This is a genomic window from Streptomyces sp. DT2A-34, from assembly GCF_030499515.1.
Taxonomy (GTDB): domain Bacteria; phylum Actinomycetota; class Actinomycetes; order Streptomycetales; family Streptomycetaceae; genus Streptomyces.
The window spans coordinates 2238583-2263919 of record NZ_JASTWJ010000001.1 but is presented as its reverse complement, the minus strand read 5'-3'; the positions used below and the strand labels follow the sequence as shown (position 1 = coordinate 2263919).

General features: G+C 67.2%; 24 protein-coding genes and 1 pseudogene. 10 read left to right on the top strand and 15 right to left on the bottom strand.

The features are described from left to right. Positions 1-97: 97 nt before the first annotated feature. Both mycP and QQM39_RS09775 read right to left on the bottom strand, forming a co-directional pair. On the bottom strand, positions 98-1303 hold the full coding sequence (mycP, locus tag QQM39_RS09780; protein ID WP_301996300.1) for a type VII secretion-associated serine protease mycosin: 1206 nt from the start codon (positions 1301-1303) through the stop codon (positions 98-100). Between the two features lie 1848 nt (positions 1304-3151). Continuing rightward, on the bottom strand, positions 3152-3736 hold the full coding sequence (locus tag QQM39_RS09775; protein ID WP_301996299.1) for a hypothetical protein: 585 nt from the start codon (positions 3734-3736) through the stop codon (positions 3152-3154). Positions 3737-4179: 443 nt separating this feature from the next. Between QQM39_RS09775 and QQM39_RS09770 the strand changes: the two genes are divergently transcribed. Beyond that, positions 4180-4455 carry a hypothetical protein gene (locus QQM39_RS09770; protein WP_301996298.1) on the top strand — a complete coding sequence of 92 codons (276 nt, stop codon included), beginning with the start codon at positions 4180-4182 and terminating at the stop codon, positions 4453-4455. Positions 4456-4824: 369 nt separating this feature from the next. Here the strand turns inward: QQM39_RS09770 and QQM39_RS09765 are convergent, their stop codons facing one another. Together QQM39_RS09765 and QQM39_RS09760 are read right to left on the bottom strand one after the other, a co-directional pair. Further along, the gene (locus tag QQM39_RS09765) at positions 4825-5517 is read right to left on the bottom strand and encodes a hypothetical protein (protein ID WP_301996297.1); all 693 of its coding nucleotides are present in this window, start codon (positions 5515-5517) and stop codon (positions 4825-4827) included. A 493-nt stretch (positions 5518-6010) separates the two neighbouring features. Further along, positions 6011-8383, bottom strand: coding sequence for an NACHT domain-containing NTPase (locus QQM39_RS09760; protein ID WP_301996296.1), 2373 nt, complete (start codon positions 8381-8383; stop codon positions 6011-6013). Positions 8384-8642: 259 nt separating this feature from the next. On the opposite strand from QQM39_RS09760, the gene QQM39_RS09755 reads away from it, so the two are divergent. After that, on the top strand, positions 8643-8825 hold the full coding sequence (locus tag QQM39_RS09755; RefSeq protein ID WP_301996295.1) for a hypothetical protein: 183 nt from the start codon (positions 8643-8645) through the stop codon (positions 8823-8825). Positions 8826-9097: 272 nt separating this feature from the next. Here QQM39_RS09755 and QQM39_RS09750 read toward each other — a convergent pair whose 3' ends face one another. From QQM39_RS09750 to QQM39_RS09735, 4 genes and pseudogenes are all read right to left on the bottom strand, one after another. Beyond that, entirely contained in the window at positions 9098-9835 is a 738-nt protein-coding gene (locus QQM39_RS09750; protein WP_301996294.1) for a hypothetical protein, read from the bottom strand. A gap of 84 nt (positions 9836-9919) precedes the next feature. Continuing rightward, the gene (locus QQM39_RS09745) at positions 9920-10477 is read right to left on the bottom strand and encodes an ISAs1 family transposase (protein ID WP_301996293.1); all 558 of its coding nucleotides are present in this window, start codon (positions 10475-10477) and stop codon (positions 9920-9922) included. Then, positions 10416-10781, bottom strand: coding sequence for an ISAs1 family transposase (locus tag QQM39_RS09740; RefSeq protein WP_301996292.1), 366 nt, complete (start codon positions 10779-10781; stop codon positions 10416-10418). The genes QQM39_RS09745 and QQM39_RS09740 overlap by 62 nt, the downstream gene beginning before the upstream one ends. Before the next feature lie 94 nt (positions 10782-10875). After that, positions 10876-10968, bottom strand: a pseudogene (locus QQM39_RS09735) (hypothetical protein); the annotation flags it as partial. Between the two features lie 206 nt (positions 10969-11174). On the opposite strand from QQM39_RS09735, the gene QQM39_RS09730 reads away from it, so the two are divergent. Continuing rightward, positions 11175-12728: a pentapeptide repeat-containing protein gene (locus QQM39_RS09730; RefSeq protein ID WP_301996291.1), complete on the top strand. Its 1554-nt coding sequence runs from the start codon at positions 11175-11177 to the stop codon at positions 12726-12728. Between the two features lie 77 nt (positions 12729-12805). Here the strand turns inward: QQM39_RS09730 and QQM39_RS09725 are convergent, their stop codons facing one another. After that, on the bottom strand, positions 12806-13348 hold the full coding sequence (locus QQM39_RS09725; RefSeq protein WP_301996290.1) for a hypothetical protein: 543 nt from the start codon (positions 13346-13348) through the stop codon (positions 12806-12808). 79 nt (positions 13349-13427) lie between these two features. On the opposite strand from QQM39_RS09725, the gene QQM39_RS09720 reads away from it, so the two are divergent. The 3 genes from QQM39_RS09720 (at position 13428) to QQM39_RS09710 (ending at position 15106) form a co-directional block, all read left to right on the top strand. Next, positions 13428-13973, top strand: coding sequence for a winged helix-turn-helix domain-containing protein (locus QQM39_RS09720; protein WP_301996289.1), 546 nt, complete (start codon positions 13428-13430; stop codon positions 13971-13973). Next, positions 13898-14533 (top strand): transposase, encoded by a 636-nt coding sequence (locus QQM39_RS09715; RefSeq protein WP_301996288.1) that lies wholly within the window; start codon positions 13898-13900, stop codon positions 14531-14533. The genes QQM39_RS09720 and QQM39_RS09715 overlap by 76 nt, the downstream gene beginning before the upstream one ends. Positions 14534-14797: 264 nt before the next feature. Beyond that, the gene (locus QQM39_RS09710) at positions 14798-15106 is read left to right on the top strand and encodes an NIPSNAP family protein (RefSeq protein WP_301996287.1); all 309 of its coding nucleotides are present in this window, start codon (positions 14798-14800) and stop codon (positions 15104-15106) included. Here the strand turns inward: QQM39_RS09710 and QQM39_RS09705 are convergent, their stop codons facing one another. The 5 genes from QQM39_RS09705 to QQM39_RS09685 all read right to left on the bottom strand — a co-directional run bounded on the left by QQM39_RS09705 (position 15107) and on the right by QQM39_RS09685 (position 21403). Beyond that, positions 15107-18649, bottom strand: coding sequence for a WD40 repeat domain-containing protein (locus QQM39_RS09705; protein ID WP_301996286.1), 3543 nt, complete (start codon positions 18647-18649; stop codon positions 15107-15109). A 354-nt stretch (positions 18650-19003) separates the two neighbouring features. Further along, positions 19004-19504: a transposase gene (locus QQM39_RS09700; RefSeq protein ID WP_301996285.1), complete on the bottom strand. Its 501-nt coding sequence runs from the start codon at positions 19502-19504 to the stop codon at positions 19004-19006. Next, positions 19501-20607: a transposase gene (locus tag QQM39_RS09695; RefSeq protein ID WP_301996284.1), complete on the bottom strand. Its 1107-nt coding sequence runs from the start codon at positions 20605-20607 to the stop codon at positions 19501-19503. Before QQM39_RS09695 ends, QQM39_RS09700 begins: the two co-directional genes overlap by 4 nt. 226 nt (positions 20608-20833) lie before the next feature. Further along, a complete protein-coding gene (locus QQM39_RS09690; RefSeq protein ID WP_301996283.1) occupies positions 20834-21025 on the bottom strand; it encodes a hypothetical protein in 192 nt (63 codons plus the stop codon). Between the two features lie 186 nt (positions 21026-21211). Next, the gene (locus tag QQM39_RS09685) at positions 21212-21403 is read right to left on the bottom strand and encodes a hypothetical protein (protein WP_301996282.1); all 192 of its coding nucleotides are present in this window, start codon (positions 21401-21403) and stop codon (positions 21212-21214) included. Between QQM39_RS09685 and QQM39_RS09680 the strand changes: the two genes are divergently transcribed. From QQM39_RS09680 to QQM39_RS09665, 4 genes are all read left to right on the top strand, one after another. Next, positions 21387-21632 carry a hypothetical protein gene (locus QQM39_RS09680; protein ID WP_301996281.1) on the top strand — a complete coding sequence of 82 codons (246 nt, stop codon included), beginning with the start codon at positions 21387-21389 and terminating at the stop codon, positions 21630-21632. The genes QQM39_RS09685 and QQM39_RS09680 overlap by 17 nt on opposite strands. A gap of 51 nt (positions 21633-21683) precedes the next feature. After that, positions 21684-22487 (top strand): hypothetical protein, encoded by an 804-nt coding sequence (locus tag QQM39_RS09675; protein WP_301996280.1) that lies wholly within the window; start codon positions 21684-21686, stop codon positions 22485-22487. 969 nt (positions 22488-23456) lie between these two features. Further along, positions 23457-23681: a hypothetical protein gene (locus QQM39_RS09670; protein ID WP_301996279.1), complete on the top strand. Its 225-nt coding sequence runs from the start codon at positions 23457-23459 to the stop codon at positions 23679-23681. 242 nt (positions 23682-23923) lie between these two features. Continuing rightward, positions 23924-24784: a serine protease gene (locus tag QQM39_RS09665; protein ID WP_301996278.1), complete on the top strand. Its 861-nt coding sequence runs from the start codon at positions 23924-23926 to the stop codon at positions 24782-24784. 131 nt (positions 24785-24915) lie between these two features. Here QQM39_RS09665 and QQM39_RS09660 read toward each other — a convergent pair whose 3' ends face one another. Further along, positions 24916-25146 (bottom strand): hypothetical protein, encoded by a 231-nt coding sequence (locus QQM39_RS09660; protein ID WP_301996277.1) that lies wholly within the window; start codon positions 25144-25146, stop codon positions 24916-24918. Positions 25147-25337: the final 191 nt, after the last annotated feature.

Sequence of the window (25337 nt, the reverse complement as noted above, 5' to 3'; positions counted from 1 at the left end):
GTGCGACCGCGACGCTGCGGTGGTCGCGAAGTACGTTAGTGCCACGGCATCACGTGCCCCATCCGCATCTGCCACCAGCGCGTCTAAGTACCTGTACTCATTGAGCGATGGACGTCGTGTTGCGGCGCCGGGCACGCACTATAGGGATGGCGATTGCGGCACCCAGCAGAGCGGCAGCACCTACGCCCAGCGTGATCCAGAGAGCCGTGTCGCTGTCATCCTCACGTGCAAGGGCGGCGGCAGACTGCTTGTCCTCGTTCTTGGTCCCAGCGGACTCGGAGGCCTTCGGAGACGGCGACTTGGGCTCCGCGGCGGCCAGGTCGGGGAGCGGGTATTCGTCGGCTGCACCGGGATCGCCTGGGGTCTTCAGGGCGATCCGGGGACGCACAACCCCATAGCCAATGTAGTCGTTTCGCTTGGCGCCGCTAGTGGGGCCGGCTGCTGTGTTGAGCATGACCCTGAGGACCTGGTTGTTGGTCCAGTCAGGGTGGTGCGACCAGATGAGGGCTGCGCTGGCGGAGGTGATTGCGGTGGCATCGCTCGTGCCATGGGCGGTGCACAGGCCCGTCTCGGTTGTGCATGCGGCCACCATGTCGGCGCCCGGTGCCGCCAGGTCTACCTGGGGGCCGTACTGTGACTCGGCGGTCTTGCGGAGATCTTTGCCGACCGCTCCAACTCCGACGACGCCTGGAGTGGCGGCGGGGGTTACGAGAGACGAGTCCCCGTCGTTGCCGACGGCTGCGAAGATCAAAGCTCCTTTATCCAGGGCGTACTTCACAGCCTCGCTCTCTTCCTGCAATGGGGCGCCGCCGCCCACTCCCATGGAAATGTTGATGACCTTGGCCCCAGTGTCGACGGCGTACCTGATCGCTTTGGCGAATACGGTGGCTTTCAGGGGAACCCGAATGGGCAGGATCTTCGCCCTCGGGGCGAGGCCGAAGGCACCGTCGCCTCCTCCGCTCTCGCCGGTTCCGGCAATCAATCCAGCCATGCCCGTGCCATGGCCGCTGACGTCAGTGTCCTGATCGCCCGGGGCGTCCGGCGCGAAGTCCTTCCCCTCCAGCACCTGGCCGCGGAGGTCGGGGTTCGTGTCGTCGACCCCGCTGTCGATGACTGCGACGGTGACGCCCTCGCCCCTGGTGGTCTTCCACATCTCTTCCGCCTTCATGGCGGTCAGGTGCCACTGCTGGGAACGGACGGACTCCGCATGGGACGGCGTCGTGGCGATGCCCACTAGCAGGGCTGCCATTACTCCCGGCAGCAGGGTCCTGTGAGCGAGACGCTGCATGTTGCTGGTGGGCATCGGCATTCCTTGCGGTCCTAACGAGTTCAGTCCACGACGGGCGGTGTCGCGCGACGTACGCCCTGCTGCCAGGTCTCTTCGTCTTCAGTGAGGTAGTCGGGGCGCTGGCCTCGGCGATCCTCAGGACGAGACTCCCCCGGGCGAGAGCCCGGCGGCACCACGGATCCCCTATGCCCAACCGGTCCGGCACCGTGCTGCGGCTCACCAGCCCGGCGCACCGGGCCTGAGGCCGAGGGTCCGCCGCGCGTGCCGCTTTGAGCTGCAGGGCCCGCGGGGCGCCCGCTGCGGCCCGAAACACCGTGTACCGCTCCTGAGCCGCCTGAGGTGAAGGGGCGTGCACTCCCCGTACCAGCCTGCTGGGGACGGCCGCCGACGATGCCTCCGGTTTCCGAGGCGAAGCGACGACCACCCGTCCCACCGCCTGGCGCGGAGGGAGCCGTGCCACGTGCCGTGGCGGAGCCGCCGGCACTGATGGGACGGGCATTCACCCCTCCCGGCCCCTGCGGGCGACCACCAACAATGCCCTCGGGCTGTCCTGCGATGCGCCGGCCACTCCCCGTTCCGCTCTGGACAGCCCCAGGCCTTCCAGTACCGACCGGCTGGCCCGCTGGGCCACGGCCGTACACACCCTCACCACCGATCACAGTGCCCCGAGGGATACCCCCGGTGCCCCGTCCCGGAGACGGAGACACGGGCCTTCCGCCCGTGATCCCTCCTCCTGCGGTGGGACGCTGGGCGGAAGGTCCGGTGCCCATCGGAGTCTGCCCAGGGGCTACCGGGGGCCGGAATCCAGGGGAAGGGCGGCCTGCCCCTGTCGGAAGGCCGGTCGGCCTTTGGGCGCCTCCCGCCACAGGGGGTACCACCCCGGGAGGCATCGTCGCAGTTCCCTCAGGCCGTCCCCCCACCATCGGCGGGCCACTCGCCGGCCCCGACGGTGCAGTCGGCGCCTCGGGCAAGGTAGCCACGCTGTCGATCTCCACCCCCGTGGGCGGCTGCGGACGCACAGTTCCTCCGGTAGGGGCTCCGGGAGTATCACCGGAGGTCTCGGGAGTGCCAACCGGCCCACTGGCTCCATTTCCTTCGCTCACCGAGCCATAGGTACGTCCACCAGCCGCAGCCGATCCGGCCGGGCCGTTTACGCCTCCGTCGCTGGCACCACCAGAGCGTTCGATACCTTCCCTTGTGTCGAGGCCCTTCGGCGGCATCACATCCTTTGGCGGCGGCGGAAACGCCGGCTTCTCCAACGCGTCCATCTGCTCCGCGGACAGCGTGTAGGACTCCCCGAGCTTCTTCATCTGCCGAGCCGCCTCTTGCCGCTCCGCCTCCCGCTTGGCCATGACCGTCTGAATATCCCGGGTGGAGTCACGGGTGACAGAGGCCGAATCGGGGTCCTTGGGCGTGGCCCTGGCTGCTTCCAGGTTCGCCTGCGCCGTGCTCAGGGTGGACTGTCCGTACTTCGTGTCTCGGGGGATCGACGCCTGGACACTCCCGATCGTGCCAGCCGCCTCGGTGAGCCACTTCGACGCACCTCGGCTGTAGTCCGCCAGCCTCAGCGTCGCGTTCGCGAGGTCCGCGCTCCAGGTGCGGAACGCATCAGCGCCCTCCCCCTTCCAACTCACCCACTGCGGGCGCGTCTTCAGCTCCTCGCCGGCCTTCTTGATCTCCTCGGCCACCAACACGAGCTTGGCCGCGGAGGCGAGCACCATGCCGGCGTCGGCCTGATCCAGCCAGGCGAGCATCTCCTCGTGGCTCATGCTCTCGAACGACGTCTTCCCGCCACCCTTACCCTTGTCGCCCATCTCGTCTCCCGTTATCCCCGTTATCCCCGTGATGCGTGACCAGCCGTGATCAGAAGCCCGATGCGCCGGATGTGTCGCCGCTGCCGGAGGTGCCGCCGGGCTTCGTGGTCTGCCCACCCGGCGCACCCGGAACCTGCGGCTCGTAGCTTCCGCCGTAGTGCTCGGTCGTGTCCTTGCTGATGGCCAGCATGCGCTGGCTGACGTCCGCGTCCACGTTCTCGTAGCCCTTGTGCGAGGCCAGAACCGCGATGCTCATGCCCTCGATGGAGTCGGTCAGGAGCTTGGAGAGCTTTTCCAACTCGGTCATCACCGTCTCGTACGAGCCGAAGAGGTTGGTTGCCTCGGACCAACCACCGCCGCCGAAGTTGGCCCGCGACGCCACGTTCTGTCCCACCCGCTTCGGGCTGGCCTCGCTTTCCCGCAGGTCACGCAGGAGGGCATCGATGCGGTCGCGGAACTTCGTGAAGGACTGCAACTCGGTGATGACGTCACCAACAGCCGAAACCGCTGCCTGGAGGCCTGACCCGACGCCGAATACATCTGCGGCCGCCGATGCTACTGGTCCCCCCAAAAAACCCTCCGCCCATGCGGCTGGGTCCGCCACAGGTGCGTCGATCGGCACGTCGTCCGCCACAGCATCCCTCCCCGTTAGCCAAAGCGTCAGGTTTCACTTTAGCTGCGGGTACTGACAAAACGCCTACCGCCTTTGCGGAGGCAAGTAAGCGCACAAGTGGGCAAGTTGGGTACAGTCGGTCGCAACCGAACGTCACGAATCCGTGACAGACACTCCCGTCGCCGGTGCCGCCGATGGCCGAAAAACGTTGCTGTGGGCCGGTGGCCTCGCAGGCAGATGGGGCCCATCGAACCGCGGCTAGTGGAGCCGACCAACAGCACAAGGGGCGCGGTCTGCCTCCCAATTGAGGGCGTCGCCGCCCCTCTCAGCCTCAGGTTTTGTGATGCGAATACCCGCTGCGTCCTCCGCAATCGCCGTCCAGTTACAGCCTGTTGTAGATCAAGTACCCGCGATAACCTGTCCTCTGCCCTGTACGGCACAACCGGCGGCACGCGAGGGGGATCGTGGAAGGGCGCGACGTGCGTGGGCACTACGAGGGGCTGGCAGCCGAATACGACGAGCACTGGGTCTACGGTCCGGACTACGTTCCCTGGATGTCCAGCCGGATCGCTGAGGCCCTGCGGCTCGGCCCCATGGACCGGATCGCCGACATCGGCTCCGGTACGGGTCTGTTCGCCGGGGAAGTGGCCCAGCAGCTGCAGCCTCGCCATCCCATTCTGTGCGTCGATCCGTCCGAGGCGATGCTCGGCCAGCTCGGCGCGCCCCTCCGTCCGATCTGACGCCAGTCGTTGCTTCTGCCGAGGACATCGCCGAGGGACGTACACGTCTGCCGTACGAGCGGCTCGATGCGATGTGGCTGAAGGAGTCGGTGCATCACGTGGCCGATCGGCGTACACGCTGCGCGGCCTGGCCGAGCGGCTGGCTTGCGTGGGAGGGTTCCTGATGCTTCCCTTCGCGACGGCTGGCAGCGTGATGCTTTCGGGTTCTCGCGGGTGCTAGATCACAGCAGGCAGGCATCCGTTGGTGCGCGCTGCTTGGTGCCTGCGCTTCGCGGATCCGCGATCTGGTCGCTCAGCTGCGGTCCTGAGGGTGATGGTCGGTAAGCCGCGGGGGCGCCGCCGTCCGGATGCTGCTAAGTCGCCTGTCTGTCAGGGCCGGGACACGTGCAGGGTCCAGGTCCCGTCTGCGGTGATGTTGAGGTAGTAGGGCCCGTCGCTGATCATCTGGGTGACGGTGGATCCGCGGAATGTGCCGATCTCATTGAAGGCGAGGTCCTGCAGGTCCCCGTCTGTGTCGAGCACGGTGACGGCGAAGTTTTCCTGACCGTGGTGCTCGCCGCGCAGGGTGGCGGCGTGGTCGGCGGTGAAGGGACCTTCGACCTGGTCGCCTTTGCCCTGGTAGGTATGCGGAAGGCCGTCCGCGCTCTCGTGACGTGGCTGGGTGATGGTGACCGTCCAGGCCGCATCCGCCTGGATGCTCAGGCGGTAGCGGCCCGCGCTCAGCCCTTGTGCCCGGGAGCCGTCGTACGCGCCGATGGTGTTGACCAGGAGGTCTTTGAGCTGACCGGAGGAATCGAGCAGTTCGACGATGAAATTGGCCCCACAGCCGGAACAGGTTGAGTGAAAGACGGCCAAGCCGTCGGTCACGGTGAAGGTCTCGGTCGCCTGTTGACCCTTGCCGCTCAGGCGGATAGCCGCGGGCTCGCTCGGAGTCGGTGCGGCCGCCGACAGAGTCGGGCGGAACGCCGCCTGGGCATCAGGGGTGGCGTGCACGCGGGTGGGCTTGGTCGCGTCGCCAACTGATACGACGATGATCACGATGATGGTGAGGACGGCAACCAAGGCGCTCAGGCAGCCCACAAGACAGCCGCGGCCACGACTCTTGCGGGGCGGAGAGCCGAAGCCCGGCGGGTGCAACCAGTCCCTGCCCGGCAGCCTGCCCTCATCGGGGGGAGCATTGCGCGCACCCCACGGCGTGCCTGTCCATCCCGAAGGCTGGTCCGGGGGAGGCTGTGGTTGAGTCCCGGTCATGGGGAACCTCTGCGATGTCCGGTGACAAACCCAACGCTAGTACGGCACTGCACACGGTGCGAGTGGAGCCTGGTCAAGGGACGACGGTCGAACGAGGCGCCGGAGTCCCTCGATGATCTTCGCGACCTCCTGCGGGTCACGCCGGACGGGTAGGCCGCGCCGTGGTCGCCCGATGCGGCTGCGCTTTACGTCACTGCTCGGCGTATTCGCGGAAGGTGATCCGCAGCTCGCTGGGATGGACGTAGCTCGTACACAAGGCCCTTTGTCAGGGAGCCGCTCCCTCGAATCCGTGGCCTGAAGTTGCTCAGGACGACGTGGGCTCGGATGAGGGGGACCCGGATCGCGCTGTTGCAGGGCGAGGCCCCGGAATTCGGGTCTGAGCGGCGAGGCGCTGCTGAAGGCGGGCGTGACGGAACTGGTACACGGGCCCGACCTGGCGCAGGATGCCCAGGCGGTGCGCGTCGGCGAGGAACGCCTGGAGCCGCCACGGAAGTAGGCCCCGGGCAGCCAACGACAGACGTGCGGCGGTGTAATGCGGCCACGAGCACGCGGCCAGGGCGAGCACCAGCCCGGTCGGCCCCACGCCCAGGAGCATGACCGCCAGTTCCCGGATCACGTCGTCGGCCACCTGGCCTTGGGGGGTGACGTTCCCCAGGGCGACGAGGATGCCGTAGGGAAGAGTGACAAGGAGAACTCCGGCACCACCGCAGACGAGAGTGACGAGTCGGTCGGCCCGCACAGCGGATGCCGGGGCCGTGAGATCGTGGGCGGTCGTCGTGCCACGCAGCCAGTAGAACAGGATCTGCACCACGCCGACGGCGGCGCCGAGAGTGAGGCCGTATGCCCAGGGCAGCTCTGCTCTCTGGGACGAGTGGACTTTGGACGCTCCGGGCATCGGCCTCACGACCAGGGCGTAGACGTAGAGAGCGGCTGCGGTGAGGACGGTGGTTCCGCAGAACATGGCTACCGCGCGCGGTAGCCGGTGATGCCAGCGCCACAGGGTGATCGAGCCCCGGCTCGGCATGGAAGGCGGAACAGGGAGCTCGGTGGTGTAGAGGACCAGCAGGAAGGCGAACCCGGTGACGGCTTCGCAACCCACTACGTACCAGCCGGGCGCCACATTCACGGGGTTGAATGTCATGCCCGGAACGGCGAACGCGGCGCCGCCGCACAGGGCGGTCAGCACTGCGCTCGAGAACCGGTGGGTGCCGAGGCGGGGGCGGACGGCGGCCCATGCCGCGAACCAGCACATGCAGGGCAGGGCAGCAGTCATGCCCTGCAGGTACCAGACCATGACCCCCCGCTCGCGTGGAGGGAGCCCGGGAATGGCGCCGTGCGCTGCGTAGCCCAGCAGCGTGAGGGTGATCAGGAGCGCGGTCCAAGCGGCGGGGCGGGACCAGGTATGGGCCAGGGTTGGCACCCAGCGGTGAAGCTGCCACCACGACAGGTCGTACGTGTCCTGTCGCCGCATGCCGGCGGCGACGTGGATCAGGTAGCGGTGGGCCTGCTGCGGGCTCCAGCGGCGTCCGGAAGGGTCTTGCTGGTGGGCGCGGGCGTAGAGGGTCGGGACAAGGCTGTCGAGCAGGTGGTGCTCGACCATTGCAGGGGTGGGGAAGCGGCCGGTGTCGGCGAGTTCGGCGGGATCACCAGGGGCATCGGCGTACACGGCCCGGGCGAGTGCGACCATCAGCGGGCTGGCCAGGGCCTGGGCAGCTGACCCGCCTGGGTTCTGGCTCATGTGCTCGACCAGGGCGTCCCAGTGTGTCTGGCGGGGTCCGGGTGGGGCGGCCAGGCGCAGCAAGGTGAGGGCGTCGTCGGGGAGAACGGGCGAGGGTGCGATGACTGCCGCGCCAGTCAGGACGCCGGCGTCGGCCACGACGGTGGTGTAGTTGGCAGTGCGGCAGGTGAGCACCACGGGAGTGTGCGGATCGAGGGTGTCGTTGAGAGCTCTGAGCACGGCGGCGCGGCCGGCCTCAGGGCGCTCGTCGAGAGCGTCGAGCACAGGCAGGATTCTGCCTTCTGCAAGCAAGTCCTCGATCGCGCTGGGCCCGTAGGTGTCGATGTCGGCCAGTACGGCGTAGTCGGCGGTGATCTGGCGTCGCAGCCATGCCGGGACACTGTCCCGGGACGGGTCGAACGAGGCCAGCGAGAGCAGCACCGGGACCGGCTCGTCCGGGTCACGCCGGCCCAGCAGAGCGAGGGTGAGCAGCACCGCGAGGGTGGTCTTGCCCGATCCGGCTGGCCCCAGGACGACAAGACGGCGCCGAGGCAGGCTACGGAAGGTGGCTGCCAGTTCCTGCGGTGCGTCGGCCCGGCAGGTGACTGGGGCACCGATGAGCTGTCGATGGTCGCTGACGTCAGGCAGTGGGCAGTCGGACCACAGAACCGGAAGCGGCGCCGGATCAAAAAGCTGCCGGAGCACCGCCTCGTCCTGCCACTGCTGGCGGACCTGCCGGGCGAGCATCTGCGCGGCCTCCGCCACTTGTCCGGACGTCGACCGGCCGTGCCGCGGGTTGCGGCGCCATGCCCACACCGCCAGCACGCCGAACAGGCCGATCACGGCCGCCACGACCGAGGCGGCGTCGCCGATGTCCTTGGGTCTGACTTTCCACACAGTGATCAGGCCGACGGTCAAGGCTGCACACAGCAGCCACGTCAGCACCCAACGCCATCGCACCCAGCCCCACCCCACCGTTTCTCCGGTCTCTGCTCGGATCAACGGCTGGACCAGGCGAAGGGGCACTGTTGTGACCGGACGTCCGGTTGCGAGGAGGCGCGTTTCGGCGCCACAGAGGTGATGCCCAACTTCCGCTCCGAGCCCCGGCGTTCGGCGGTTGAGGTACGGGGGTGTGGGCCATGATGCTCGGCGTGAAGCCGAAGAAGACGAACCGGATAGACCGCGTACGAAGCCGCAGCAGATCAGTAGTGCTTGAGTTGTGAGCAGAGCACTCGGCCGTGACGGCTGCCCCCTCGTCACCGTCCAGGCCGCCTACCTCGTCGGCATGAAGCCGGACCGTTCCGCGCCTGGGGCATCCCGTCACTACGTGCGTCCAGCCCAGCACCAGCCCGACCCCAAGCGCGGCCAGGCGCTGGCAAACCTCCGCGGCGACAGTTCGTGACCGTGAGGACACTGGCCGACGGCTGCCGCTTCAGCAGCGACCCGCGCGTCCTGCCCAACCGGGCGGCTATCAGCAACACGCCCTCTGCCGACATGTGAAGGAGTGGTGACCGGGGAGAGACGGCGCGGGAATCGACTCTGGGCCGGTGCAGGCCAGGGCTTCGTCAAAGTGCAGCCTTGGTCGACTTGTCCGGTTCTATGGTGTGGTGATGCTGTAGACGCTGCCCTGGACGGAGAACGCCGTGCGACGCCACCACGCCCTGTGCACTCAGCTCAGACGTGCTGCATCCAGATATTGGGCTCCGTATAGATGCCCTGGTCAGCGGACTGGTCGACCCGTAGCAGGCTCAGCCCGCCCGGGATGACGTAGTCACCCGTCTCTGGGAACACCATGCCGGTCCACTGCTCCCACTCGGCGATCGTGCCGGTCATGGTCTGCGACTGGGGAGCCGCCGCGAGAATTCGGGCGCCCAGACGCTGGTGGGTGCGGATCCATGGATCGAGGGCCATGCCGTCCTCGCGGGTCCATCCCATGAACGCCTCGACCGACGCCAGCGGATAGCGTGCCTTCAACGTTGGGCGCACCGGCGCGATGACCCGTGGCCATCCGGCGTCCTCGGCGAGCCGACGCAGTGCGTTGAGCATCTCCCCGGCAAGGCCGCGTCCCTTGAGTGACGGCGTAACGATCGCCCCACAGATCACCAGAGTGTCGGGTTCGACGCCCTGCTCTCGGCCCTCGACGGCGCGGATGGTGGCCTGGGTGTAGCCGGTAGGGAGCGTTTCGGTCCGCCCGTCCCACCGGATCGGTATACCCCAGCCGGACGCGACCGGCAGCCCGCGCTCATCCACCAGCGTGAGATCAAGGTCGGCGAACCACTCCCGGATCCTGCCGATGTACTGCTTGGCCAGCCGATCGGCTGTGATGAACTCCGGGAAACCCTCACTGAAGAGCTCGCGCAACTGCTCATCAGGCCACGTACGTGCGTCTGTTCGCTCAACGATCAATGTCACGGCCCGTTTATAGCGCACCCTCCACAGGCCGAGCGAGGAAGTTCAGCTCCCAGGGCTTCGGCAGATTCGCCTGACGATTCGTGATCATGTGAGTCTGAGGAGCGCGAGGGGCCGGCGGGGTTCGCGGGCGTTGTGGCGGAGAGCTGCAGCTATGTTCGTGGCTCCGGTCAGCCGCAGTGCCCCGACGGCGAGGTTGCGCCAGGCCGCCATCGCACGGGGTGCGTTGCCTGTTCGCAGTTGGGAGGCGTCCTCGGTAAAGGTGGTGTCCCGGATGTGGTGCAGGGCTTCCACCTTCCAGTGGTTACGCACGAGTGAGGAAAGTTGCGCGGGGGTGGCCTGCTCGGCGGTGAGGCTGGTGACGGCGTAGATGGTCTTCACGGTGGTCTTGCCGGTCTTGCGGTAAGTGCGGCGGCGCTTGATCTGGACGGCTTGACGGGCACCGGGAAAGAGCAGGTTGTTCACGGTGGCCACCTTGATCCGGCGGATTTCGGAGCGTCCGTGGCCGGCGTTCCGGGTGCGTCCTTGGAGCGGGATCTGCTTCCAGGGCAGGGACTTCAGCTGCCTGCGCAGCTTCTTCTGGTTACGCTTGACGATCACGATGTCGTGGGCGCCGCGGCCCTGCAGGTAGTCGGCCGTGCTCACGCTGGGTGTGCATCGCGTCGCTGGTGACCACGGTGCCGGCCAGGTCGGCAATGCTCTCCAGCAGCGGCTGGAAGCACGTGATCTCGTTCGTTTTCTCCCGCACGTCCAGCTGGGCCAGGACCAAGCCCGTTGTATGGTCCAGGGCGGCGAGCAGGTGGATCTTCCGGCCTTTGGCCTTGGCCGCCCCGCGCAGGCTCTTGCCGTCGACCGCCAGGGCGCGCAAACCGCCTGCGGTGCCGGAGCGGCGGTCGGCGAGCCAGCGGCCCACGGCCTGGTCCAGGGTATCGCCGTTGATCCGGGCCAACAGGCGGCGGACCGCGATTCCGCAGGAAGAGCCGTTGGGGAAGCAGCGGATCGCACCGCACGCCGACGGCTTGCAGCACCTGTGGCGGGGCGTCGGCGATCCACTCACCGACCGCCAGCAGCGATCTCGCCCCGGCCAGTACCGCGCACGCGGTGAGCGCGAGCACGACGACGAGGGCGTGTCGCACTCCGCGCGGATCGCACGGGTCGGGCACCTCGGCCAGCCGCTCCAACAGGCCCGGCACTTCTGCGGGTACAACCCGTGGACGATCGCGGAGTTGGTCAAGGGCGGATGGGATCGGCGATGATGCGTCGGCAGGCACGGTCCTCCACTCGGATCACGGGGCGTAGAGAACCCCATGATCGTGGGAGCCCGTGCCTGTCTCGTCCCTGGATGACCGTTGAACTGGCAGATCGTCACGAACCGGACGACCTGCAACTACGCCGAAGCCCTGCGGTGCAGGCCACATCAAAGGCGGCGGCGCGCGAAATGGGTGCCACCTCAAGTCTTGCTCTGAAAACCTCCGTTGACGTCTGCCGGGCCTCAACGATGGGGCACAGTCCCAGCATGCGAATGTCATCCAAGGCGCTGCGATGGCGTCAGCTGCTAGGTGCAATGGCTGTTGCCGCTCTAGCGCTAGCCCTCCTCATTGCCATCGGCAAGGGATTCGCTGTTGCGTGGCGAAATTTCTATCCACCATCGAGTGGGTATTGGAATTCACTCGATGCGGGCGAGCGATCTGTCGCAATGGGGCAATTCAGATTGGCTCTTGTTCAGGCGCTTGCCGCCGTTGGAGCGGCGGTCGCACTGCTTTACACGGCCCGAAACTATCGACTCAGCCATAGAGGTCAAGTCACAGAGCGTTTTAGTAAGGCGTTAGAGCGCCTCGGGTCTGAAGAGCCATATGTCAGACTCGGAGGGATTTTGGCGCTGGAGCAGATTCTTCAGGATTCGCCGACCCAGGCCAATCATGCGGTCCAGGTGCTCAACGGTTTCGTCAGGGAAAAGTCGCCTAAGGTCGGAGAGCGTAAGGAACGGCAGCGCGCGGTGGTTGCCCGGCGCGCCGCGAAGCGGAGCGGCAGACGGAAGACACCCAGTGCAGCGGATCGACTCGGGCTCCCCTCTGACATCCATGCGGCGTTGGTGGCCCTCGCGGGCTGGTCAGATCGGAAGTCTCCAGGGATGGATCAAGTCCCGCACCTGGGCGGACTCGATCTTTCGGGCGCATTCATCCCTGAAATCGATCTTCATAGAGCCGAGATGAGGGGCGCGAGCGTCTCCCGTGCGAATCTCATCGGTGCAGACTTGAGGCTCGCCCGACTCGATAATGCTCTCCTGATCGCCGCACTGTTGGAAGGTGCTGACCTAACAAGCGCCGACCTGGAAGGAGCGAATCTTTCGCAGGCAAGTATTCGTGATGCTATCTTCGAAAAGGCGAACCTGAGAGGGGTTAATTTGTCGTCGGTTCGAGGTAAGGGGGTGATTATGTCCAAGGTGAGTCTTGAGAGTGCTTACATGCGTAGCGCAATGCTTCAAGGGGCGGATCTTTCGGGCTCCTCCCTGAGGAAGGCAGATCTTTCTGATGCCACTCTCGTTTGCGCTGGTCTCGAAGGTGTGCAGTTGTCAGGCAGTCGCCTGATCGGTGCCTCATTGGAACAGGCGACGCTGAGCGGTGCTTGGCTTGGCGGTGCGGACCTGACACGCTGCGATCTCAGCGATGCGGACCTGGCGGACTGTGGACTCCACGATGCAGACCTCTCGGAGGCGGAGGGACTGACGGTGCAGCAGCTCCTAAGGGCGCGTCCCACCCTGACCACAAAGTTGCCGGAGGCGCTGCGTAAAGACCCTCGCGTCATCGCGCGAATCTCGGAGGTCGAGAGGCAGGACCGGAGCCATGTCCCATCGACCTTCGGCATGACTCGGGGACTACTCAGGTTGAACTCGTGATGTCCGGTGCTCTGATCGCTTCGTGATCCATCCAGGAGGTGAAGGAGACGGTGCCTCGGTGCTCTGGTGAGTGGTCCTCATCCCCACCCGGCCGACGGGTCCATCTCCTCGTCGTCTTCGTCGTCTTCCCCGAAGGGGTCGGCGAAGATCGAGGGGAGGCTGTCATCGACCTTGTTGCCGACTTCATCCTCCGTGAGGAGGATCCTCCGGATTGCGTTGAGCGGGTACACGTAGCTGTCCGGGTCGCCGGGGGCGCCGACGCAGGGGTGATCGAGGGCGGAGGTCTCCGCGCCCGCGATGAAGAACGGCTCAAGCTGTCCGCTGACGAGGTCCGGGATGTACTTCCACACCATGCCCTTGTGGCGGCAGAACACTTCCCCGACGTACCAGATCGCGCCCTGAACGAAGGGTGTCATGCGCCGGTCGGTGATCTCCTCCATGCTGTTCGCGGTTTCCCGGATCAGGTCGTCCAGGATCGCCAGGGAGGCCGGTGAGAAGTCGAGGACGTCGGCGAAGGAGGTCTGTGCAGCCCACGCGGCGTGAGCGCCCTCGCGTTCGGCGAGCCACGCGAGCAGGTCGGGGTGCCGGGCCGGGTCGTACGTCTCGTCAGCTTCGGTCATGCAGGCGACGGTACTCAGGTGGAACTCGTGATGTCCGGCGCCTGGTGACGTTCCTTGATCCCTGTAGTACGAGGAGATCATGCGATATGCGCAAGGGGGCGGGCTGACGCCCAGGGAGCAGGAGAAGCGGGAACGGCTGCGGCTGGATGCCGCCGAGCGGTTCGCACGTGGGGAGAAGGCCGAGGCCATCGCGCGGGAGCTACGGGTGACGGCGCGGTCGGCGCGGCGCTGGCGGCGGGCATGGGAACAAGGCGGCGCGGACGCGCTGAGGCCGAGGGGACCGGTCTCCGTGGAGCGGCTGAGCCCTGCGCAGTGGGAGCGGCTGGAACAGGAACTGGGGCGTGGCCCACTCGCCCACGGCTGGGACGATGAGTTCCAGGGCTGGACGCTGAAGCGGGTCAAGCTGCTGATCGGGCGGATGTTCCACGTCGGGTACACGATCCAGGGGGTGTGGAAGCTGCTGCGCCGGCACGGCTGGTCCGCGCAGGTGCCGCTGCGGCGGGCGATCGAGCGGGACGATGAGACGATCGAGGTGTGGAAGGCAAAGGTGTGGCCGGAGGTAAAAGGACGGCGGCGGACCTGGGCGCCCACATCTGCTTCGAGGACGAGGCAGGTCAGGGGCTGAGGCCGCCGAAGGGACACACCTGGGCGCCGCGCGGAGCCCGGCCGGTGGTGCGGGTGCGCGGCCGCAACCGCGGGCGGGTCAACATCGCCGGAGTGGTCTGCTACCGCACCGGGCACCGCTCCCGCTTCTTCTACACCCTGCACATCTGGCACGGGCGTCGCGGCGAGCCGAAGTCGTTCTCCTGGCGCCAGTACCGGGACCTGATCACCATGACTCACCTGCAGCTCGGTACCCCGGTGGCGTGGTGCTGGGACAACCTGAACGTGCATCTGGTCAAAGAGCTGAAGGACTTCGCCACCGAACACAAGGAGTGGTTACGGATCTACCAGATGCCTTCCTACGCACCGGAGTTGAACCCGGCCGAAGGTATCTGGTCGCTGCTCAAGCGGCACCTGGCCGACTTCGCCGCTGCCGACCTCACCCACCTCACCCGTGTCGTCAAGCGAAAGCTGAAGAAGATCCAGTACCGGCCCCACCTGATCGACGGCTGCCTCCCGCCCACCGGCCTGGCCATGGATCACGAAGCGATCAGAGCACCGGACATCACGAGTTCAACCTGAGTAGGTGCTTCAGCCAGCTCACGAGACAGCTTCTAGCTGGCAGAGCGAGCCAAGCGACGCGAAGGCTGCCGAAGCCCAGATGGGCTGCCACCCTCGTCACGAGGCCGGGCGTGTGCGCACGTATGTACGCACCGCGGGCCTAAACCGCACGGACGCCCTCGCATGCCGACGCCAAGCGGCCTGCTGCCGCGCCGGGCTCTTACCTCTGGCCGCTCTGCGACACGTACGCTGCGGTCCGGGAGCTACGACTCGGGAGGGACTCGTATGGCCAAGACCACTCAGCTGCGCACCTACACCGTCCGGGAGGGCATGCTCGATGAGTGGGTGGAGAGGTGGCGTGCCGAAATCGTGCCGCTGCGCCTGGAGTTGGGCTTCGCCATCGGTGGCGCCTGGGTGGACCGGGAGCGTAACCAGTTCGTCTGGCTCATCGCGTATGACGGCCCGGAGACGTTCGCCGAACGGAACGCGCTCTACTGGGCCTCGCCGGAGCGCAAGGCGATGAACCTCGACCCGGACGAGTACCTGGTGCACACCGAGGACCGCACGGTCGAGACCGTCGACCTGCAGTTGTGATCACGGGCTCAGCGGCAGCATGTGGTGGCGTCGCTCGTCGTCGCTGAGGACGCGGAAGACCCGGCCGCGTGCTTCCGCTTCAAGGCGGTCGAAGTCGGGCTCGGCGGCCCACACTCGGGCGGTGCCGTCGAAGGAGCCGGTGAGCAGGCGCGTGCTGTCCCGGGACCAGGCGATCGAGGCGACTTTGTCTTGGTGCACGCCGATGATCGCGACCTCCTCGAAGGTGGTGGACGACCAGAGGCGCACCGTGCGGTCGTCGGAGCCGGTGGCGATGAGCCGGCCGTCCGGAGACCAGGCGACGGCGCGGACGCGCCCCTCGTGGCCATTGAGGACCTCGATCCGGCGGCCTGTGGCGGTGTCCCACACCGCCGCCGTCCAGTCCCCGGACGCGGTGGCGACGCGGTCCTCGTCGGGCGACCAGGCGACGTCGTCGACGTAGTTGTCGTGCCCGCGTAGCACGGTGAGCTGCCGGCACTCGGTAACGTCCCAGAGCCGGCACGTACGGTCGTCCGAGGCGCTGGCCAGAAGGCGTCCGCTGGAGGACCAGGCGATGCGGCTGACCCAGTCCTGGTGTCCCGCCAGAGATGTGAGTTCGACTCCGGCTTGGGCCGACCAGACCCTCACGGTGCCGTCGTGGTCACCGGTGGCGATGCGGCTGCCGTCGGGGGACCAGGCGACCGACTCGACCACGGGGCCGCGGTGGTCGAAGGCACTGACCTGGTTGTCGAGGAGGAGGCGGAACACGCCGTCGTTGGTGCTGATGGCCAGGCGGTCGTCGCGCGGTGACCAGGCGGCGCTCCACACGCGGTCTGCTTGCTCGATGACATGGTTCGAGAAGGTGCCTGTGGTGGCGTCCCATACGCGGACCGTTCCGTCGTCCGAGGCGGTGGCGATGTGGGTGTCGTCGTGCGACCAGGCCGCTTGGTTCACGGGCCCGTGGTGTCCGTCGAGGAGCAGGCGTTCGGCGCCCCTGGGGCGTAGGTCCCACATGCGGCCTGTGCCATCGGTGGAGCTGGTGGCGAGCCGGCCGCCGTCGGGGGACCAGGTCACACCCCACACCGTGTCGGAGTGTCCGCGCAGGACGGCGATGACCTTCGCATCGTGGGCGTCGACGATCCGTACGCTCTGGTCGGAGGAGGCCGAGGCGAGCATCTGCCCGTCGGGCGACCAGGCGATGTTCCAGACGTAGTCCGTGTGGCCGCGGACCAGGAGCCGCTGCGCGCCGCTCTCGGCGTCGAAGATGCGCACCGTGTGGTCACCGGAGCCGGTGGCGATGAGGCGTCCGTCCGGGGACCAGGCGATTCCTTCGACGAAGTCGGAGTGGCCGGACAGCGTCGTCACCGAGGTGCCGGTGGCCAGGTCCCACACGAGGGCGGTCTGATCGTGTGAGGCCGAGGCCAGGCGCGCGCTGTCCGGGGACCAGGCGAGGCCCCACACGTCGCCGCGGTGTCCGTGCAGCTCGTGGATAAGGTCGCCCGTCTCGGCGTCCCATACACGCACTGTCTGGTCGCGTGTGCTGCTGGCTATCCACCGGCCGTCGGGTGACCAGGCAACCTGTCGCCCGATGTCGGAGGCGCCGGTGAGTACGCGCAGGGGCTCTCCGGACGCGGCGTCCCAGATCCGTACGACGCAGTCGCGGCCCACGCTGGCGATCCGGGCGGAGTCCGGCGACCAGGCCACGCCCTCGACCATCACGCCCTCGGACGGCAGAACCCGCACCGAGCGGCCCGACCGGGCGTCGAAGACCCTGGCTGTGCCGTCTCTGGACGCGGTGGCCAGAAGCAGCCCGTCCGGGGACCAGGCGATGTGCCGGACGGTGTCGGTGTGTCCGTCGAGCTGGGTGCGCAGGTGACTGAACGCCAGAGCCGTCATAAGGCCACGCCGGGCGGTCGGCGTCGGCGTGCATTCGCCCAGCGCGGCCAGGGTCAGCAGGAGAGACTGCTCGGGCTGCTGTTCCACGGCGCCGAGCGCGTACTGGCCGATGCTGTCCGAAACGCGGCGCAGGAACGCGAGATCACGCCGTTGCGAGGACTCGACGAGCGACTGGGCCGCCTCCGAGGCCTGCCCGCTCTCCTGCAGCGCGAGCAGCCAGCGCTGGGCAAGGGCCAGCCTCTCGCCGGTGAGCAGGTAGTCCGCGCCGCGCCCGGAGCGCTCCCAGTCCTCCGCCCACCGTTCGAGTTCCGCGCGTTGGCGCAGTTGTTCTGCGCGCGCCTCGACCTCCTGGCGCAAGGGGGCCCACTGGCGGAACAGCGCCTCGTGCGTGACCTGGGCGTAGGGCTCCTGGTGACCGGTGCGTACGTCGGACATCAGCAGGCGTGCCTCGACAAAGGCGTCCACGACGCGTCGTTCTTGTGCCATCAGCTCGGCGAGCGGCACGCGGCGCCGGGCCACCTCCTGGCCCTGGACGGTGACGAACCGCAGCAGCACCCGCAGCACAAAGTCGATGCCGTCATCCCCAGAGCCAAGCTCTGCCACGGTGTGGTCGGCCTGCCGGGCGAGGGCGCCGGCCACGCCGCCGTGGCTGCGGTACAGCTCCTCGGTGACCGTCCCGCCGGGGCCGGAAGCGAAGTACAGCTCCTGCAGCAGGTAAGCGAGCAGCGGCAGGGCGTCGTCCGTACCCGCGTCGTTGACGATGGCTTCCACGACACCGGGCGCGAAGGACAGGCCAACAAGAGCGCCCGGCCGCTCGACCACCTGGGCGAGCTGGCTCCTGTCGAGCGCGCCGATGGCGACCGGGTGCTGGAAGAGGTCGGCGTGGCCAGTGGCAAGGAGCGGTCCCAGGAAGTCCACGCGCAGGGTGGCGAGTATCCGGATCTTCGTATCGCGGGTCACGCAGGTGTGGAGGGCGTCGAGGAACTGGGTGCGTTCCCGTGCGCCGGCGAGAGTGACGAGCTCTTCGAACTGGTCGACCACGACAAGCATGCGACGGAACCTGCCCCCACGCAGCCGGGACAACTCCGCGAGCAGTGAGGCGGGATCCTGCCGAAGGCGCCGTAACACCGCGCTCACCGGTTCGCGCTCCCCATCGGCCGCAGAGATCGCGGAGGCCAGGGACGCCAGGGGGTTGGGGCCCGGGGAGAAGGCGGGGAGGATCGACCACCGCCGCCCGCGCAGCCGCGGCATCACCCCCGCTCGCACCAGCGACGACTTCCCGCTCCCCGAGGCCCCCACGAGAACGAGGAACCTGTCCGCGGGCCGGTCCTGCACTTCGTGCAGCCGACGTGTCAGATCCTCGGACTGGGCCTCCCTGCCGAAGAAGACCGCGGCCTCGTCCTCCACGAACGCGTCCAACCCGGGATACGGAACCCGGTCGCGAGGCCAGTCCGTCGGCGGAGGCGCCGGGTTCTCCAACCGATAGACAACGACCTGCACCACCACCATGGTGACGATCAGCAGTCCGATGGCCGGTATCGCGACCCGCTGGAGCACATGCAGGAGCCACGGCACATCGTTCTCGCTGGTGGCGTAGTTGGTGACAATCCCCAGCAGACTTGCGACGAGCACCAACAGGACCTGAAGCAACAGCTGCAAACGGTTCCTCATGACGCACCAGTCAGCACGCCGCTACGTCGCCGCAGCACTCAACGCCCCCGCTCCGCCGCCACCGATTACCAAGCATCGGGTCACCGACGCCCTGTGAACATCATCTGCGGCCAGCGACGTGATCTCAACAGCGCCCGAGAAAACCAGTCACGGCGCCCTTGCCGCTCTCTCCGCTGGCCCAGGCTCGCCGGTTGTCTGAAGGGATGGTGTCCTGAATGGCGGTGCCGCGTTCGCCGGCTGCTTGATCCTCTGCCTGACGGTGCTGTCGGCCCTCGGCGTGCTGTGACCATGCGGGAGCCCCGGAGAGCCACAGCCACTGATGTTGACTCTGTCGGGGATCTTGGTGTCGTCTGCTCAGTCTCTGGCGGACCGCCAAGACCTCGGCCGGGGGATCCCGTGCTGGTCCAGGAAGTTCTGGAAGGCGGTCGGCGGCCGGGACGGGGGTGCTTCTCCGGTCGGCGGCCGTCGGCTGAGGCGCTCGATGTTTGCGGCGATGGCTGTGAACACGTGCTGTAGGTGGGCTTTCTGCTGTCCCCGGTAGCGACAACGGCGCATGCCGTGTCCGTGAGCGAGTTCGCTGATAGTGCCTTCCACTCCGGAGCGGACCGCATAGCGGGCCTGCCATTCGGATGTCTGTTGCTCGGCGCGGACGCGGAGTTGCAGATCGCGGAGTTCTCGCGGGGGAAAGCCCACGGTTCGGGCGCTGTCGGCGGTGGTCGTGCAGCGGGTGCGGACCGGGCAGGGACGGCACTGGCTCTTGGTGAACCGTGCCACGATCAGAGGTGCCGCGGTGGGTGAGGAGGTCGGATAGGGGCCGTGCCATCCCCGGCTGGTCTCGCCCTGCGGACAGGTCACCTGCCGGCGGTCGAAGTCGATGTGGAAGTCGTCGCGGCCGAAGCCGTCGTTCTTGCGTGCTGGCGGGTGGAGTTGACCGGCAGCGGTCCGGTGACCGTGACCTGGTGCTCCCGGGCCGCCTGCTCCAGATGGACCAGGGAGGTGTAGCCGCCGTCGACCAGATGCTCGGCGGGCAGCAGCCCGCGGCGCTTCAGCCGGGTGTGGATGCCGGGCAGAGCCTTCGCGTCATAGCCGGTGGCGTCGGTGGTGGCCACATCCGTGATCACGTTAACGGCGTCAGGATCGCAGGTCTCGGTGAGATGTGCGACGAACCCTTTCCAACGGGTGACGTGTCCGCGGCGCGCGTAGCGGGCCGTCGGGTCGTAGGGCGAGACGACTGCGACGGCCGAGGGCGGCAGCCCGCCGTCCTCAGCGGTGCGCCAGCGCAGGCGGCCGACCCCGTCGCGGTAGTAGTTCTGCACCATGATCTGCCGCAGGGCCTGGACCCGGGGACCGGACAGGCGATCCGCCCCATGCTCCCCGACAGCCTCCAGCAGCCGGACGGCGTCACCGCCTGTGGCAAGGATCCTGGTCTTGGGGCGGGTGGGGTTCTTGCCCAGACGGACCGGACGGCCGTAGCGGCGCCCCCACTCCTCGTCGGCCAGGCCGGCCAGCAGGTGCGGAGCTGTGCCGGCCAGCTCTTCCAGCGCGGCGCGGACGGCCTCGGTGACCAGTTCCAGCCGGGTCAGGTCGCGCACCGCGGCCAGGACGTGGGTGGAGTCCGTATGCTGGGTGGTGCGCTCACGGACGAGACCGGCCTCCTTCAGGCGCGCGAGCGCGAGGTCGAGGAGACGGTCGGCACGATCGTCCTGGGCGAGGCGCTCGCGGAAGTCGGCCAGCACGCTGTGGTGGAAGCCGGGATCGTCCAGTTCCATGGCCAGCGCGTACTTGAAATCGATGCGGCAGCGCACCGCCTCGGCCGCCTGCCGGTCCGACAGACCGAGCAGGAACTGCAGCACACGGACGGTGGCCAGCTGGGCGGGCGAGAGCCCGGGGCGGCCGTCGCGCGGGTACCAGTCGGCGAAGTCTTCGTCACGCCACAGCCCGCCCAGGCGGTCTCTCACCCACATCGCCGTTGTACCGCCCGGGTTGCTCGCTCGCGCCATCCGCACGGTCAGAGAAGGGACTTGCTCGCCAGAACGGGCGTGGAGCGACAACGGGCACCTCGACAGCTGCATCGGTCCTTGAACAGAGCCGAGCATGCCCGTTGATCAGGCTGCCCCGCCGGGGATCCCCAAGATCCCCGACAGAGTCAGCATCAGTCACAGCCACTCTCCGGGGCTTCGGGCTTCACCGATCGGCCGCGCCGCTGTCCAGCCGCCCCAGGTCGCGGCAGACTGACACGACCATCCTGCACTTGTCGATCAGGTCGAGAGCGTCCTCTGGCGGCATGGTGTCGCAGTACTGGCGGATCTCCGCGAGGATCTGTGCCAGGTCGGGGTCGATCTCCTCTGCGAACGCGAGTTCTTCGTCGCTGGTCATGATGATCACTACTTCGCGGGTGCTGTACCTCCAGTGTGACCCGCATGGGCATGGTTGCGGCTCGGTTTCATGCATGGATGCATCGCCTTGTTCTCGTGCATGGATGCACGCTGCTGGCGGCCAACGGTGACCCATCGATGCAGTTCAGCGGCCGTTTGGGGGCATCGCCGCAGGCGCGAAAGGTACTCAGTCCCGGAGGTAGGGCCGGTGCCAGTGGCGTTCGCTGAGGACCTTGGTCCACTCGGCGGCGAGCCGTTCCTGCTTGTCGTCGGGAAGCTCGTCCAGGGTGGGGCGGAGTCCCTCGATGATCTTTGCGACCTCCTGCGGGTCGCGTCGGACGGGCAGACCGAGGTGATGGGCGATGGTGCGCAGAGTCATCGTGATCAGCTTCTTCGGGGTTGTGATTCCAGTGTGCGCCCCGCTCCGCGGGCATCCAGCCGAGGGCACATCCGATGCGGCGGAGGCCATCTGGGCGGCCCTGGCCGGTCTCGGCCTCCCCGAGCGTGTATGGGGTTCTGTGCGTCCGATGGTGACCCACAGCGGCACGTTCCACGCGGACGCGGCCGAGGAGATGGCCGAGGCCATGCAGGCTCCGGGTTCTACGTAACTACCTTGCGGGCGCTCTCCGTTGTCAGTGGTTAGTGCGACAATCTCGCCCATGGGTGAAGAGCTGCGCTCGCTGGACGACATCTTGGCGAATCCGAACCTCCCAGAAGAAGAGCGCCAACGCCTCCACCGCGAGAAGGTGCTTGGGGCGAGTGGCTTGCTTCTGCACGAGCAAGGCGATCTTGAGACAGCAGCGTTGGCCGCGGAAGCAGAGCTGGCAGAACTGATTCTCTGGAACACGTTCGATAACGAGGTGGGCTTCAAAGCCGTTCTCATGGTGGAGCCCTATCTCCTTGCTCAGTACACCCAGGAAGTACTGGACAAGATCGCTGGTGCCATGCGGGCGACCATGCCACATGACGAGACCATCGACGAGATCGAAGTCCGCCCGTCAGTTCCCCGCGTCTCTGTGGACTGGCGGAAGCGCCTCAAGGCCGCCAATGGTCAGCAGCCGACCAATCAGGCCCGCCGCGTGCGGCTGGAGCCCCAGCACCCGACCGAAGACGGCCTTCACTTCACCAATGAGTGGGAGTGGAAGGTGTACAGGGTGCTGAAGGAGCGGCAGGCGGCTCTGCCGGACAACGACACCATTGGGATCCTGCCGCTTCCCGCGATGAAGGTCCTCAAGTCAGTCCCGGTCGAACCCGACTTCTTGATCACTTACCGTGGGCGGGCTGGGGTCATTGAGGTGGACGGCCCTTACCACAAAGGGATGCGCTCGGATGATCACAGTCGCGAGCGGCTGCTGCGCAACGCTGGCGTCAAGCAGATTGATCGCATCGACGTGCGAGACACCACCAAGAAGGAAGACGTCGAGAAGTTTGTGATCGACTTCCTGAAGCACCTGGTTGGCTGACGGGAGGCTTCTACACCCATGGAGGCGGTTGTCAGCGGTCACCACCAGCGACGGCGGATCTTGCCTGTCTTGCGGATCTGTCGAGCAAAGATCTTGCCCGACTCAATGAGGTACCGCGCGCCGTCGGACGTGCTGACCTCGATCTCCAAGAGCCGTCGCTGAAGACTCGGTGCCATGCCCGGGTGATCAGAACGTCTCTGACGCCAGTGGGTGATCGACATGAGAGGCAGCAGGTACACGTTGCCGCGAGGGTCGCGGTAGTACAACGTCCGATCGGTGAGGACGAAATCCCCGTCGGGAGCAGGGAAATGGGCCTTGACTTCGTCGACTGACGAACCCTGGGGAGGTGAAGGTTCCTGGAGGACGAGGTCGCCAGCGCTGCTTGCGATGGGTGTCTCTCCATGCTGAAGGCGATGTCCAAGTGCCCGAGTCCTGTCGGCGAGACTCTGAGCGAGGTGTGCCCTGGCTGCTTCCCGCATGTCCACTGGCGCCGGTCCTCCGTGTGGTGAGACAAGTTGCGGCATCTTCTCGCGATTGGAGTAGCCGTGTCACGGTCTCGGTGTTTTCCCGTCCACCGCCGTTCACTGATCCGAGAACGGACGACGCTGGACACAGCCAGGACACGAGCCATCGAAGAGCGATGGGAATCGACCAGAACCAACGGTTACTTATCTGCCCAGGTCAGATGCACTTTCGCGGCATTGCCACAGGTAGTCCAAGACACGGGATAGGTACTGGTCCTGCTGTTGTTCTGTGGTCTCTGGCCAGGGCGGGGAGCACGGCCAAGTCGCCGTTGCGCGTACCGTTGACCATATATCGGCAGTGGAGATTGCCTCGCCTCGTCAAGGAGGTCGGGCTGATGACTGATACCCCGTCCCCGCAATGGGGGCCACGCCCTGAGGGCTCCCCGCCCCCCGCTGAGGGGCCAAGAGGAAGCCCCGCAGGATCTTCCTGTGGATATTCCTCGCGGTGCAGGCGCTGTTCTTGATCTGGATCATCGTAGGGGTGAACGAAGCCGGCGACGACCCTTCCTGTGAAGGCCTCACTGGCGAAGCGCTAGAGCTATGTCGGGATGCTGGCGACGTTGGAACCGCCATCGGCGTTGGCCTTGTGATCGGCCTATGGGCGGCCGTGGACATCATCCTCGGGATCACCTACGCCATCTTCCGGCTCAGTCGAAGGCAGCGATCGTGACGGCTTTCCTCAATCCAGGATATTTCGCCCCTAACGCTCGCTCTTGACCTGCATCTATGCAGGTCAAGCACAGCGTTCACCCGTCCATACTGCGCGACTACCTCGACTAGGTCGCATCCGTACGACACGCAGGGCCCGGTCTCCCGAGTGGGGGCCGGGCCTTCGTGCTGTCGCGCGGGTGCGGGGTGCGGCGAGCTGAATCACTCTGGGTTTCCCATGACCACCCGAGAGTGAGGAGCGTCATGCGCCGTCCCTTTACCCGGGCGCTGACCCGGCCGCTTGCTCTGGCGGCTGTGGCAGCCGCCATACCGTTGATGTCCGCCACCCCCGTGGCTGCCGACAGTGTCGTCGTCGGCGGGTTTCCGGTCGATGTTTCCCAGAGTCCGTGGACCGTGGCGCTGGCCAGTCGTGACCGGTTCGGGGGTACGCGGGCGGGTCAGTTCTGCGTCGGTGTGGCGGTCGGCCGGTCCACTGTGCTCACCGCGGCCCACTGCATGAGCGAGGAGGTCCTGGGCTCGCCGCCGAACCGGGTGCGCGACCTCACGGTCATCGCCGGCCGTACGGATCTGTTGTCGAACCGGGGCCAGGAGATCCGCGTCCGTGACACCTGGGTGAACCCTGCTTACGACGGTGTGACCAATGCGGGGGACTTCGCCGTGGTCACCCTCGCCCAGCCGCTTCCCTCGAGCTCGGTCATCAGGATGGCGCGCGCCGGCGATCCCGCCTATGTGCCGGGCACGGCGGCCCTCGTCTACGGGTGGGGGGACATCACGGGTGCGGGTGACTACGCGCGCAGTCTGCGCGCCGCGCGCGTGCATGTGCTGCCCGATGCTCTGTGCAGGGCGGCGTATCCGGGCGGGGGCAGCGGAAGGTACCTGGCCGACAGCATGGTCTGTGCCGGGGAACAGGAGGGAGGCCGGGACGCCTGCCAGGGGGACAGCGGAGGGCCGCTGATCGCCCACGGGAAGCTGATCGGACTCGTTTCCTGGGGGAGCGGCTGCGGTCGTGGGGGAACGCCTGGCGTCTACACGCGTGTGTCCGACGCCGTGCGGACGCTGGGGTGGCGCGCCGCAGGGGCACACGATCACCAAGCGGGCGGCTGAGGGGGCCCTGGGGCCCGAGGCGCATGAGGAGGGCCCGAAGGGTATGAGCGCGGGCGGCCGCCCCTGCTGTCAGGGGCGGCCGCCCGTCAACCGGCCTGTGCCGGAAGCTGGCTCGTCGTGAATGCGAGGTGTCAGCGCTCTTCTTCGGACGTCGATGCGGGAACGGACGTCAGCCGCTCCGTCTCGTCCTGTATCTCAGCGGCGATCTTCTTGAGTTCCGGCTCGAACTTGCGGCCGTGGTGGGCGCAGAAGAGCAGTTCTCCGCCGCTGAGCAGGACAACGCGCACGTACGCCTGTGCGCCGCAGCGGTCGCAGCGGTCAGCGGCCGTCAGCGGGCTCGCGGGGGTCAGAACAGTAGTCACGTCGCCTCTTCTCTAGCTCGACGAGCTGTCGTACCAGGGTCAACATCCAACCAGCCCCAAAACGTTCCCGCTCGCGGCTTCTCCCAGAGAGAAATTTTTTTCCGGGGCGGCTGGCTGCTGCCGGTTTGGCGGCGAATGTGCCGTATCGCGCATCTGTCGTGCTTACGGTTTCGCGCTGTCGGTCAAGGTCG

What these genes read in the sequence shown, in the direction of transcription:
- QQM39_RS09690 (WP_301996283.1), bottom strand. Translation starts at nt 21,025, where the DNA reads ATGACCAGCGACGAAGAACTCGCGTTCGCAGAGGAGATCGACCCCGAC.
- QQM39_RS09705 (WP_301996286.1), bottom strand. Translation starts at nt 18,649, where the DNA reads ATGAGGAACCGTTTGCAGCTGTTGCTTCAGGTCCTGTTGGTGCTCGTC.
- QQM39_RS09665 (WP_301996278.1), top strand. Translation starts at nt 23,924, where the DNA reads ATGCGCCGTCCCTTTACCCGGGCGCTGACCCGGCCGCTTGCTCTGGCG.
- QQM39_RS09720 (WP_301996289.1), top strand. Translation starts at nt 13,428, where the DNA reads ATGCGATATGCGCAAGGGGGCGGGCTGACGCCCAGGGAGCAGGAGAAG.
- mycP (WP_301996300.1), bottom strand. Translation starts at nt 1,303, where the DNA reads ATGCCCACCAGCAACATGCAGCGTCTCGCTCACAGGACCCTGCTGCCG.
- QQM39_RS09680 (WP_301996281.1), top strand. Translation starts at nt 21,387, where the DNA reads ATGGTGCGCAGAGTCATCGTGATCAGCTTCTTCGGGGTTGTGATTCCA.
- QQM39_RS09675 (WP_301996280.1), top strand. Translation starts at nt 21,684, where the DNA reads ATGGGTGAAGAGCTGCGCTCGCTGGACGACATCTTGGCGAATCCGAAC.
- QQM39_RS09710 (WP_301996287.1), top strand. Translation starts at nt 14,798, where the DNA reads ATGGCCAAGACCACTCAGCTGCGCACCTACACCGTCCGGGAGGGCATG.
- QQM39_RS09685 (WP_301996282.1), bottom strand. Translation starts at nt 21,403, where the DNA reads ATGACTCTGCGCACCATCGCCCATCACCTCGGTCTGCCCGTCCGACGC.
- QQM39_RS09730 (WP_301996291.1), top strand. Translation starts at nt 11,175, where the DNA reads ATGACCGTTGAACTGGCAGATCGTCACGAACCGGACGACCTGCAACTA.
- QQM39_RS09725 (WP_301996290.1), bottom strand. Translation starts at nt 13,348, where the DNA reads ATGACCGAAGCTGACGAGACGTACGACCCGGCCCGGCACCCCGACCTG.